The 12,346-nt window shown below is 42.6% G+C and carries 14 protein-coding genes; 1 reads left to right on the forward strand and 13 read right to left on the reverse strand.

The features are described 5' to 3' along the window. Window positions 1-119: 119 nt before the first annotated feature. The 8 genes from panD to I2484_RS04520 form a co-directional block, all read right to left on the reverse strand. The gene (gene panD, locus I2484_RS04485) at window positions 120-500 is read right to left on the reverse strand and encodes an aspartate 1-decarboxylase (protein WP_207149832.1); all 381 of its coding nucleotides are present in this window, start codon (window positions 498-500) and stop codon (window positions 120-122) included. Then, entirely contained in the window at window positions 475-1,353 is an 879-nt protein-coding gene (gene panC, locus I2484_RS04490; protein WP_207149899.1) for a pantoate--beta-alanine ligase, read from the reverse strand. The genes panD and panC overlap by 26 nt, the downstream gene beginning before the upstream one ends. A 1-nt stretch (window position 1,354) precedes the next feature. Then, complete coding sequence (gene panB / locus I2484_RS04495) at window positions 1,355-2,200, reverse strand: 3-methyl-2-oxobutanoate hydroxymethyltransferase (protein WP_207149833.1); 846 nt, start codon at window positions 2,198-2,200, stop codon at window positions 1,355-1,357. 313 nt (window positions 2,201-2,513) lie between these two features. Continuing rightward, window positions 2,514-3,497: a biotin--[acetyl-CoA-carboxylase] ligase gene (locus I2484_RS04500; RefSeq protein WP_207149834.1), complete on the reverse strand. Its 984-nt coding sequence runs from the start codon at window positions 3,495-3,497 to the stop codon at window positions 2,514-2,516. Continuing rightward, a complete protein-coding gene (locus I2484_RS04505) occupies window positions 3,475-4,665 on the reverse strand; it encodes a CCA tRNA nucleotidyltransferase (RefSeq protein ID WP_207149835.1) in 1,191 nt (396 codons plus the stop codon). Before I2484_RS04505 ends, I2484_RS04500 begins: the two co-directional genes overlap by 23 nt. Further along, on the reverse strand, window positions 4,662-5,795 hold the full coding sequence (gene bshA, locus I2484_RS04510) for an N-acetyl-alpha-D-glucosaminyl L-malate synthase BshA (protein ID WP_207149836.1): 1,134 nt from the start codon (window positions 5,793-5,795) through the stop codon (window positions 4,662-4,664). The genes I2484_RS04505 and bshA overlap by 4 nt, the downstream gene beginning before the upstream one ends. A gap of 41 nt (window positions 5,796-5,836) precedes the next feature. Continuing rightward, window positions 5,837-6,637, reverse strand: a complete 801-nt coding sequence (gene dapB, locus I2484_RS04515; protein ID WP_207149837.1) for a 4-hydroxy-tetrahydrodipicolinate reductase — start codon at window positions 6,635-6,637, stop codon at window positions 5,837-5,839. Beyond that, window positions 6,634-6,972 (reverse strand): nucleotide pyrophosphohydrolase, encoded by a 339-nt coding sequence (locus I2484_RS04520; RefSeq protein WP_207149838.1) that lies wholly within the window; start codon window positions 6,970-6,972, stop codon window positions 6,634-6,636. The genes dapB and I2484_RS04520 overlap by 4 nt, the downstream gene beginning before the upstream one ends. 106 nt (window positions 6,973-7,078) lie before the next feature. On the opposite strand from I2484_RS04520, the gene I2484_RS04525 reads away from it, so the two are divergent. Continuing rightward, window positions 7,079-7,951 carry a YitT family protein gene (locus I2484_RS04525; protein ID WP_207149839.1) on the forward strand — a complete coding sequence of 291 codons (873 nt, stop codon included), beginning with the start codon at window positions 7,079-7,081 and terminating at the stop codon, window positions 7,949-7,951. 753 nt (window positions 7,952-8,704) lie between these two features. On the opposite strand, the gene I2484_RS04530 is transcribed toward I2484_RS04525, so the two are convergent. From I2484_RS04530 to I2484_RS04550, 5 genes are all read right to left on the reverse strand, one after another. Continuing rightward, a complete protein-coding gene (locus tag I2484_RS04530; RefSeq protein ID WP_207149840.1) occupies window positions 8,705-9,373 on the reverse strand; it encodes a zinc metallopeptidase in 669 nt (222 codons plus the stop codon). A gap of 71 nt (window positions 9,374-9,444) precedes the next feature. Continuing rightward, entirely contained in the window at window positions 9,445-10,044 is a 600-nt protein-coding gene (lhaT, locus tag I2484_RS04535; RefSeq protein ID WP_207149841.1) for a lipoprotein heptaprenylglyceryl N-acetyltransferase LhaT, read from the reverse strand. 178 nt (window positions 10,045-10,222) lie between these two features. Then, window positions 10,223-10,987 (reverse strand): menaquinol-cytochrome c reductase cytochrome b/c subunit, encoded by a 765-nt coding sequence (locus tag I2484_RS04540; RefSeq protein WP_207149842.1) that lies wholly within the window; start codon window positions 10,985-10,987, stop codon window positions 10,223-10,225. 41 nt (window positions 10,988-11,028) lie between these two features. Next, window positions 11,029-11,703, reverse strand: coding sequence for a menaquinol-cytochrome c reductase cytochrome b subunit (gene qcrB, locus I2484_RS04545; protein WP_186671094.1), 675 nt, complete (start codon window positions 11,701-11,703; stop codon window positions 11,029-11,031). Window positions 11,704-11,726: 23 nt separating this feature from the next. Then, window positions 11,727-12,233, reverse strand: a complete 507-nt coding sequence (locus tag I2484_RS04550) for a QcrA and Rieske domain-containing protein (protein ID WP_346014154.1) — start codon at window positions 12,231-12,233, stop codon at window positions 11,727-11,729. Window positions 12,234-12,346: the final 113 nt, after the last annotated feature.

The following is a 12,346-nucleotide window of genomic DNA, read 5'->3' on the forward strand; positions in this document are numbered from 1 at the left end:
TACTGCAAATTGTATCACATTCAGGCTTTAGAGTCGGTACAAAGCCTATATAGATTGGTAAAAAATTATAAAAGGCTCATTCGGAATCATGCGTAGCGATTCAAAATGAGCCCCTTAAATTAAATAGTCATGCCTTGCTTTTCACGAATAACTTCTTTCACACCGTTTTTTTCATCCATGATAAGCACGGTTGGTTCATGCGTACGCGCTTCTTCATCCGTCAAATAGACGTAAGAGAGGATGATAATGATATCGCCACGCTGCACAAGACGCGCCGCCGCCCCATTGACGCATATAACACCGCTCCCGCGTTCCCCTGCAATTATATACGTTTCAAAGCGTGAACCGTTGTTGTTATTAACTACGTGCACTTTCTCATTTGGCAACATACCTGCCGCGTCGAGGAGATCAGCGTCAATCGTAATGCTGCCTACATAGTTTAAATCAGCCTCTGTTACAGTTGCACGGTGTAATTTACTGTTCATCATCATTCTGAACATGATAACCATCCTTTGTTGACATAATTGTATTATCTATTAACCTTGTTTTCCCGAATTTCACAGCGCATGCAAGAATCGCATCGTCTGAAGAACCATCGTATTCTGTAAGCGCTGGATAAGATAGCAGCGAAACATAATCCATTATACCCGAACTATTTCCCGTAATGAAAGCTGTGATTTCCCGTTCAATTTCATCGGCCGAGACACCCTCATTAAACAACAAAACACCTTTTTTAAGTGCTTGCTTGATAACTGGCGCCTCCGCACGTTCCATCTCGGTAAGATTGACATTTCTAGAACTCTTCGCAAGGCCATCTTGCTCGCGTACAATAGGAACCCGCTCAATTGACGTTCTCAAGTTATAGTCACGAACAAATGTCTCAATAATCGCCAGTTGCTGCGCGTCTTTCATACCAAAATACGAACGGTCTGGGTCAACGATATTAAATAGTTTCAAGACAACTTTCAGAACACCATCAAAATGACCGGGACGAGATGCTCCGCAAAGCACTTTTGACTGAGGCCCTGGCAAGATGCGGATGCCACCGTCTTGCGGGTACATTTCTTCCGGCGACGGCATGAACAAAATGTCGACCCCTGCCTCATTAGCCAGACTTGCATCACGTTCTGTATCACGCGGATAGGCTTCAAAATCTTCTCCAGGACCGAATTGTGCAGGATTGACAAAAATGCTCATAACAACGATATCATTGTGCTCTCTTGCCTGCTTCACAAGCGTCAGATGACCTTCATGTAAAAACCCCATCGTTGGCACGAAACCGACTGTACGACCTTCGCGTTTAGTACGGTCAATCATACCTTGTAGCGTCTCAATCGAGTGAACGACCGCCATTTCAATTGCCATCCGTTTTGCCTCCGTATAACGCCGTTAATTCTTCCTCTTTCATGGTAAAACGATGACGTTCTGCTGGGAATGAACCATCTTTCACTGACGCCACATATTTTTTTAAGCCTTCATGGATAACTGTTCCGACATCCGCGAACGCCTCAACAAATTTCGGAACGTGATGACTGCCATACTTCACAGTGTCGTGGTAAACAAGCACTTGACCGTCCGTCTCTGCTCCTGCACCAATACCAATAATCGGTATCGATACTGAGGCAGCGACCTGTTCCCCGAGCTGATAAGGAATACATTCCAAGACAATCATAAATGCTCCAGCAGCTTCACATGCACGTGCATCATCAATAAGTTGCTGAGCTGCTTCAGCCGTCTTCCCTTGTACTTTATAACCGCCTGCAACGGATGCAGACTGAGGCAATAGACCAAGATGTGCCACAATCGGAATTCCCGTTCCAGTTAGCAGACGAATCGTATCGACCACATTCCCTGCTCCTTCAAGCTTTAATGCATTAGCACCTGTTTGTTGAAAAATACGGACAGCATCAGTTAACGTTCTGTCTACGCTGCCATGATAAGAGCCGAACGGCATATCAACAACAAGAAACGTCTCCTTCGCCCCTCTTCTAGTCGCGCTACCATGATGAATCATGTCATCCGTCGTAACCGCGATTGTCGAATCATAGCCAAGAACGACCATGCCGAGTGAGTCTCCAACGAGAATAATATCGACTCCCGCCTCTTCTGCAAGTTTTGCAGACGGATAATCATAAGCCGTCAGCATAACAATCTTCTCGTTGGCCTTTTTCATTTTGATAAAATCAACTGTGCTTTTCATTTTATTATTCCCCTCTCTTTTGAGAAGAAACCGGATATAAAAACCCTTCTGCGCCAAAAAAATGGACAGAAGGGTTGTATCATCTTGTGATGGTTTCCTCCGTCCCTGTCTTTTAGTAAAGATCAAGGCAGATCATATTGAATTTTAAGTTTACCTAAGTTTCTAACAGGTGCAGTTCACACTAGATACCGCCCTTCGAAACTACTATAACAAATTGAAAGTTACATGTATAGCGATAAAGTTAATCTTCAATCAGAGGGGGGTTTCTTCATCCCTCACAGATTGAAGATTAACCATTCGGGCTTTTACGGGATCAATTTGAAAGTTCGATGTCTGCCGAATAGATGCCTCGGATTGTTCCGTCATCAAGCTTAAGCTCCAGTACACCTTCTTCAGAAATACCGAGCGCTGTCCCCACAATTGTTTCATTGAGCAAAACTGCCCGAATACGCTTCCCAGTCGTATTGGAGTAGCCTTCCCATAGCATCTTGATTGGACCAAAACCATGTTTTACATAGAGGTCAGTATATATTTCGAGAAATCCAAGCGTTTTTGCAATCAATTGTGAACGATCGATATGCTCCCCCGTTAACATTTTAAGTGATGTAGCTATGCCATGCAGTTCCTTTGGAAAATCTGATTCGTCCTGATTAACATTCATGCCAATTCCTAGAATGACTGCCTTTACTTGATCAGGGTCTGCTTGAAGCTCCGTTAAAATCCCTGTCACTTTTTTTCCTTTAACCAGGATGTCATTCGGCCATTTTATATCAGGATCGATTCCTGTCATTTCTTGAATGGCACGTGTTACGGCGACCGCTGCAACTAACGTCATCTGTGGAGCTTGTTGCGGCGTTAGTGTTGGACGTGTAATAACGCTCATCCAAATCCCTTTACCCGCTGTAGAGCTCCATGGACGCGCCATACGACCTCTTCCAGCAGTTTGTTCTTCTGCTATAACAACAGTTCCATCTGCCGCGCCGTTTTGTTCTTCATCATGCGCGATGAACTGCGTAGACTTACACGTTTCGAAATAATGGATGTGCCGCCCATAATTTTTTGTCGTTAAATATTTCTGTACATTTGCTTCGTTCACCCGGTCTGGTGATTCGATGAGATAATACCCCTTTTTTCGGATCGTCCCAATCACGTAGCCATCTTTTTCGAGTTCTTTTACATATTTCCAAATGGCAGTTCTTGATAACCCGAATTGATCAGCAATTTCTTGTCCTGAGACGGGTTCGCCTTCTGCTTCGAACAGTCTTTTCAATAATTCATTTTTCACGATTGAATTCATATAGAAACCAGTCCTTTATGTCGTTTGGATCGTTTTTACATGTCCCATGCAGGACAGCTTTTCCGATTTCCCCTAGCCATTCACCGATCCATCTGCCGCCCTTTTGACTCGTCCACTCCATCAGTTTTTTCCCGTCCACAGATAAATCTGCTAAGGACTGAATCGGTAGTGATTGTTTTATTTGTTTAATTTCTGTGGACGACATTGCTTCTCCAATATTGTGAATTGATTGGAATATCTTTTCTGTTGTAATTAAAGCAGCCAGATCGTAGTTATAATAATCATCAAGTGTAAATTGACGGTTCATTCGATTTGCGTACGCATCTTTTACGGTTGATAGAAATGTTCTTTCGACGTTCGACAATTTATACGCCCTAGCAACATCCGACGATGAAAAGTTGCCTGCAATCATAAAACAAGCCCAACCTTCCACCGCTGATTCGAATGGCACAGTCCGGTTGAGTTTTTCGATGTCTGTTGGAAAAAGAGGCAGATGTAAATTTAGTCCTGTATTTTGTATGCTGCAGAACGCTTTCGCGGGATTATCTCCTGCAAATAATTTATCCATTTCAGCTTTTAGTCGTTCTACGGATATGTAACGAATTTGCTCAGCATTATCACGAATCGCTTTAAATGTCTGTTCCTCTATATCAAAGCCAAGGACAGCCGTAAAACGGATAGCTCTGAACATTCTGAGAGCATCTTCGTTAAACCGATCTGCTGCATTACCTACAGCCCTAATGATTCGATCAGCCATATCCGCTTTACCACCGAACAAATCGATTAGCTCACCATCTTTTGTCATGGCAAGCGCATTTATCGTGAAATCTCGTCGCCGCAAATCTTCCTCTAAGGATTTGACGAAACGCACTTCATCCGGTCGACGATGATCTGTATACGTTCCCTCCGTTCGGTAAGTAGTCACTTCAATCGGTTCACCATCCTTCAACACAAGGACAGTACCATGTGCTGTACCAATATCCACAGTTATAGGAAATACTACTTTTACTTCTTCAGGTTCCGCAGAAGTTGCAATGTCGATATCCGTCGCCATTTTCCCTAATAGGTAATCTCGTACCGCACCTCCGACAAAAACAGCTTCATATCCCGCATTTTCAAGGGTACGGATAACTTCGCGGCTCGGCGCAGTTCCGAATGATGTCTTCATTTATTGCCCGCCACTTCATAATAAAGTTTTTCATATTGATCAACGATTGTTGATGAATGAAACTTGTCTGCCGCAGTTGCCAGACCATTTTCGCTGAATGTAGCATGTAAGCAATCGTCGTTTAGTAATAGCAAGGCTTTTTCCGTTGCCGCATTTACGTCACCAACTTGGACAAGAAAACCATTGACACCATCTTCAATCACTTCCGGAATTCCACCGACATCTGTCGCAACCGAAGGTAATCCGCAAGCGAGCGCTTCCAGTAAAACAAGGCCAAACGCCTCTTTTTCTGACAAATGAAACATGACATCGCTGATGGCCAGAAGTTCAGGTAGGTCGTCCCGTTTTCCAGTAAAAATAACTTGGTCCTGCAAACCTAATTCATTAACAAGCGCTTCCATTTCCATTTTTTCAGGCCCATCCCCGACAAGAAGTAGTATTGCATCGACTTCTTTCAATACGCCTCTGAAACTTTCAATAATATCAGGAATTCGTTTCACTTTCCTGAAATTCGAAATATGAATAATCACTTTTTCATTCGGCTCAATTCCAAAATCACTTTTCAGTGTTCCGGGATCGACCGGACGGTATTTATTTTCATCTATGAAATTATAAATAGTTACTAGGTCTTTTTTCGGTTCAATCAATTCCAACGTCTCGAGCCGAAGCGATTCGGACACAGCTGTCGTAATCGTAGATTTATCGATTCCATAACGCACTGTGTTACGCAACCCCGGATCATGTCCAAGAATAGTTACATCTGTTCCATGTAACGTCGTGATGACGCCAATCGTGGAATTAGCCATGTCTTTACCAAGTGCCGCCGACACCGCGTGAGGTACAGCATAATGGACATGAAGAAGATCGAGTTTTTCTGTTTCAATCACTTCCGCAATACGGTTGGCAAGGGCAATATCATAAGGCGGATATTTAAACACCGCGTAGCCATCGATTTTCACTTCATGGAATTGTATGTTTGGGTGTGCGTCCAGAAACCTGAACGGCTTACTCGATGTAATGTAATGCATCTCATGGCCCTTATCTGCCATCATTTTTCCAAGTTCGGTTGCTACTACTCCGGAGCCTCCGAGTGATGGGTAGCAAATTACACCGACTTTCAATTTTTCCAATCACAAGACCCCTCTCGATTTACAGTAATAAGTTTCCAATATTAATCAATGATATTTTCAAGTCCGTAAACAAGGTCTTGCCTCTCCATGACATTGTGTATTGCCATGAGAATTCCTGGCGCAAATGATTTTCGATCGAAGGAATCATGGCGAATACTTAACAATTCACCTTCACCGCCAAGAAGCACTTGCTGATGTGCAAGTAGACCCGGCAATCGGATGCTATGTATTTTCATACCTTCGAAATCCGCTCCACGTGCACCTGCTTGATGTTCTTTTTCATCTGGATGTCCTTGTTTATGTGAGTCCCTGACCTCGCTAATCATTTCAACTGTTTTTACAGCCGTTCCTGACGGAGCATCTACTTTGTTATCATGATGCATTTCCAGTATTTCAATATCACCTAAGTAACGCGCTGCAATGGCCGAAAACTTCATCATCAATACCGCTCCGATTGAGAAGTTAGGTGCAATGATACCGCCAATCTGGTTTTTAGCTGCTAAATCTGTTAAAAGTGCAATATTATCCTTAGAAAGCCCAGATGTTCCTACGACAGGTCGGATTCCAAGTGTGATGGCATCATGTACATTTTTGAAAACGGCATCTGGATCTGTGACGTCAAGAAGTACATCTGGCTTGTTGGCGGCAGCCAACCTTTCTAAGGATGTATAAATCGGAATTCCGGCTGGATTGTCATTTACTTCAGTTCCGTGTAAATACTGCCCTTCATACTTATAATCGAGAACAGCAACCATTTCCATATTTGGGGCTTTCATAATTGCAGTTAACGCCGCGCTCCCCAATCGGCCACGTGCTCCTGCAATTGCAACTTTTATCGTCATATCATTTCCTCCTTTTTTGTCCAGCGGTCAGCATCGCGTTCCTTGAATTTATCAAGAACGGTTAAAAGTGCCTTTTCCAAACTAATTCCCTGTGAATTGGCGAAACACACAAGAACAAATAGCAGATCTCCTGTTTCTTCTTCCAGTGATTTTATCGCTTCGCTCGATTTCTTCTTTTTCATGCCATATACATGCTGTACTTCTCTCGACAATTCTCCAAGCTCTTCAGTCAACCTGGCAATCAGTTCCATCGGGGGGAAGTAACCTTCTATAAAACTATTTATGTACAAATCTACTTCTTGTTGTAGCTTTTCCATCGTCTGCGATTGCTCCATTTGTGTCAACTCCCTTTACCATCGTATAAATTAATAACACTATTGTCAAAATAAATATTATAGCTGATAATAGTTCTATTGCTCTAAAAAGAAAGGTGTGCGCTACATGCTCGACGGGATCAAATTCAAAAATATTTTTTTCATTATTCTCGGTGCTGCAATTTTCAGTTTCGGTCTCGTCCATTTTAATATTCAAAACGAACTTGCCGAAGGTGGTTTTACAGGAATAACGCTGATTCTCCTGTTCGCTTTCAAATGGGATCCAGCAATTATGAACCTTATTTTAAACATTCCAATGTTTATTATTGGTTGGAAGCTGTTAGGTAAAAAAGTGTTTGTCTATACAGTCATCGGCACAGTTGCTGTTTCTGTCTTCCTTAAAGTCTTCATGATTTATCAAATCGATATCCATCTAAAAGACGATATGTTCCTTGTTGCCTTGTTCGCAGGAGTATTTATTGGCATTGGGCTCGGTATCATCTTTAGATACGGTGGAACAACTGGCGGTGTAGATATTATCGCACGTTTGGCCCACAAATACATCGGATGGAGTATGGGAAAAACAATGTTTCTATTCGATGCGCTTGTCATTCTCGTTTCATGGGCTGTCTATCTTGACCACCGCTCGATGATGTACACGCTTGTTGCGCTGTTTGTTGGTGCCCGTGTCATCGACTTCGTTCAAGAGGGTGCATACGCAGCTAGGGGCGCTTTCATTATCTCTGATTCGCAAGACGCGATCGCTACTAAAATCACACAAGAAATGGACCGCGGCGTCACCGTCTTCAGAGGCTACGGTCATTTCACAAAATCTGATCGCGAAATTCTCTATTGTGTCGTCGGAAGAAATGAAATTGTCCGTTTGAAAAACATCATCACGTCAGTCGATCCGCACGCCTTCGTTTCACTCACCGATGTTCACGACGTCATGGGGGAAGGCTTTACGCTGGATGAACAAAAACGGCCGCTTGAGCGATAAGTAAAGCTGAAGCCGCCGTCTTAGTCCCTGCTTTAGATGAAGATTTTACACTTTCTTTCACGTCTGTTGATTGACCATTTTCTTGTATAAGATACTGGTCAGGTAGGCGCAAAAGTCTTCAATTGGACTAGTATCTTTTCGTCTCTCTGTTCAGCCAACAATTATTCCGAGGGACAAGGGTGGAACTGCAGTTCATTCCTACTTGGTAATCCTATTGTTAGTAGTTGCCTATCGCGTGCCCACAACGTTCAAGGGAAAACTGCAGTTGTTTTTAAAAAAAGAATAGAGGACTTTTCACAGTATTTACTAGTGCCCGAAGATACAATTTCGGGCACTTTTTCATTTTCTACAATGTGTTCCTTACTTACTTTTAGCAAAACCAAACTCGTTATCATGAAATAGCCTATAGAAATTAACACTTCCTTAAATTAAAAAAGAAAAATTATAAAGAAGGAGTTAGCAGCCATAATTGTATCTTTTTCGGCCTTTTTCTAGATAAGAAGCCAACTATTTTCTCGTCACATAAAGCTTTAGCTCCCCGTGTAGCATTGCCTTTGGCGAGCGACGGATGAACGACAATCATACGATTACCGAAAAAGATCTATAGAAACTATACGCGGAGCGCCTAGTGTTTGATTTAGTTGTTTTCTGGTCGCTGTTGCTTACTCAACACGTGTGACTTTCTTTTCTATTAAATATACCCGAAAAAAAATCCATCTCTCAAAATTCTGAGGACGGATTTTTTTAATCTACTTAGTCCCTGCCCCTAAAAATCAGGATAAGACGAACCAGTTCAAGTACTGCAACAGCAGTTGCTGCAACGTAAGTCATCGCCGCTGCGCTCAATACTTTTTTCGCGCTTTTTTCTTCTTCATTGCGAATAATACCAAGTGTAACAATCTGATTCATCGCACGTGTAGATGCGTTAAATTCAACCGGCAAAGTAACTACTTGAAACAGAACTCCGACTGCTAGCAGCGCGATACCGATTCCAAGCAAGGAATTCATGCTTGAGAAAATGATACCAATCATAATGAAAACCCAAGATGCATTGGAAGTAATACTCGCGACTGGTGCTAAACGGTGACGGAAACGCAGAAATGAATAGGCTTCCTTATCCTGTATAGCATGACCGACTTCGTGTGCCGCAATTGCTGTTCCTGCGACAGATGCCTCACGGAAATTATGTGTGGATAATGCAATAATCTTCGTAAGCGGATTATAGTGATCAGTCAGAAACCCTTGACTTTCAACTACTTGCACATTTTGTAATCCATTTTGATCAAGGATAAGACGCGCGACCTCCGCACCTGTCATTCCAGATGTAGAACGCACTTTAGAATACTTTTTGTATGTGCTTTTCACTTTGAATTGAGCGTAAAGTGGCAATGCTATAATTGCTGCTAAGTAAATCCAGAACATAGTCAACTTCCTCTCTTTTCTCTATATGACTAATTCTATAACGGTCTCACTTCATCCGCAACTATTTACTATTACCATATGACAGTGTTCGATCTCTTCTTCCATACCCAATAAGCAAGCAAAATGCAGGCGATGGATAACCAAAATGTGAAGTAACCGATATGATCCATATGTTTCATCAAATCCAGATAAATCGGCATTTGGCCATAAACATAATCGATGACATCATTATGCAGTGTCCAAACTGCCGCAATCACAATATGGATAAGTGAAAACCTATACAATGGGCTGTACAATACTGCCTGAAGCGCCATCGCAAAATGGGAGCCGATAAGCATCCAACCCATCCATCCAATTGAACCTGTCTCGGCAAGCGTCAGGAGATTCATAACGACAGCCCATAAACCGTATTTAACAAGCGTTATAAGCGCGAGCGCTTCAATTAGCTTAAAGTTCCTACCGATTAGCCAGCCGATGATGGCAAGCGTGAAAAACAGGCTTGCCGTGGGACTATCCGGCACAAAAACCCAAAACTTTGGCTCCGTGATTTTAAGTTGCCACATATACCAATCATAGCCGAATACCGTGCCGCTCAAGTTAATAAATAACAGAATCCAAAGAAATGATTTATGAGATAGGACGAGCCAAATCTTCTGTATAAATAAACCCATGGGCACCTCTCCAAAGTAACGTAATATGTATCAACAAAAGTTAAAACGCCTGTTCAGCCCCGAAAAGCGCTGGAGTCTGGACGTGGAATATCGTCTTTCGTAGATTATCCATATGCCTAGAACTATTTTATTTCCAAAGTAATAAAAAAAGAGTCAGTTTCCTGACTCTTTTTTGTTACTAGTTTTTCAAGCCTTCAATAAACTCGGCAAGTATTTGTAAATCTTCATCTGAGCCTTCCCAAGTTCCAGGAGGCATGTCGCCTTGTCCATCGTGCGCAATTGTCACGATTTCATCAGCAGTAAGACCTGTATTTACTAACGGCTTACCTAATCCACCCTGGAATGCATCACCGTGACAACCAATACAGCTCGCCCCAGCGTAGATTTGATAGCCTTCAGATTCTGTGTCGAATTCAACTTCTTCAACAATCGCACCTTGTATTTTCTGTTTATCCCAGTCATGGTTCACGTATGATTCCCAAGTCAGGTAGAACAAAGCTGCGAATGAAAGAAGCATGAATGCAGTAGGAAGCGGACGTTTAAACGGACGGCGTTCCTTTGTAGTATCCATAAATGGAACAAGCATCAATGCGCCGAATGCTAGACCCGGCATGATAATAGCACCAATAATATTAAACGGTCCCGAAGCGAACTGATACTTCAACAATTGATACATAGATAGGAAATACCAGTCTGGAACCGGCATATACATCGTATCCGTCGGGTCCGCCTGACGTTCAAGCGGGGACGGATGAGCAACTGTCAATATTAAATATCCAATAAGGAAAACGGCACCAATCAGCCATTCTTTCAAGAGGAAGTTAGGCCAGAAGGCTTCCGTTTTACCCGGATATTCTGAGTAATCTTTCGGGACGTTCGGCATCTTGTTATTAGCCTTAATGCGCGAATCTCCGACAAATTTCATCCCTTTTCCGCGTTGCATAATGTCCCCTCCTTTTTAAAATCGTTGGACTGCATTAAATCTTATAGCGGTCCTGAAATACCTTGTCTTCTGATCATGATAAAGTGTGCTGCAAGCAACCCAAGCAAAGCAGCCGGTAAGAAGAATACATGAATCGCAAAGAATCGTGTTAATGTTTGTGCACCAAGAATCGTTGAGTCTCCTGCAAGGAGCACTTTAATTGATTCACCGATGAACGGAACTGAAGCCGCAATTTCAATTCCTACTTTCGTAGCGAACAATGCTTTCATGTCCCATGGTAATAGATATCCAGTGAAACCAAGGCCGAGCATGACGCCGAAGATCATTACCCCGACAACCCAGTTAAGTTCACGTGGTTTCTTATAAGAGCCTGTAAAGAATACACGCAGCGTATGTAGGAACATCATAACGATAACAAGTGACGCTCCCCAGTGGTGCATCCCACGCACAATTTCACCGAATGCTACTTCATTTTGAAGGTAATAAACGGATTTCCATGCATTTTCAATGTCCGGTGTGTAATACATTGTAAGGAACATACCAGAAAGAATCTGGATGACAGTAATAAAGAATGTCAGTCCTCCGAAACAATAGATGAATGCAGAAAAGTGATGTGCAGGGTTTACGTGCTCAGGTACTTCGTGGTCAGCGATATCCCGCCAAATCGGGGTGATATCCAACCGTTCGTCAACCCAATCATAAATTTTATTTAGCACTTCGGTCGTACCCCCTTACATTTTTAAACTAATGTGTTCGGTTTTGTTTTTCCAAGATACACGAATCCGTCTTCGACTTTCACGTCAAATTCGTCAAGCGGTCCGAGCGGTGGTGTTCCTTTTACGTTCTCACCATTTTTCATATAACGTCCTGCGTGACATGGACAGAAAAATTGGTCTGAATGGTTTTCATCGCCGCCCCAGTTCACCGTACAACCAAGGTGTTTACAAACAGGAGAAAGCGCGATGACCGTATCGCCTTCTCTATAAACCCAAGCAGTGTTTGACACGTCAGATTTATACCAGGCATCTTTGCGATCTTTGATAGTGAAATCGACACGAACCGGCATTTCCGTAAGCTCATCGAATTTTTGCGGAGTTAGGATGTAGTCTCCTTCATCTTTCTTCTGCAAGACAGGGTCGATTGCAAAACGGACCATCGGCATCAACATACCTGAAGCCATGAATCCACCAACACCCATAAGTGTATAACTCATGAATTGGCGTCTTGACACTTTCTTGCTCATTATTTTCCCTCCTCTTACTTAAAGGTCAGTCCAACGGACATTCTTTTGCTAATTGTAATACTAGGACATATCTATGATATATCAATACTAAAGGAAATTCAATCCTGCTTTCCGAA

The sequence above is a fragment of the Sporosarcina sp. E16_8 genome (assembly GCF_017347095.1).
Taxonomy (GTDB): domain Bacteria; phylum Bacillota; class Bacilli; order Bacillales_A; family Planococcaceae; genus Sporosarcina.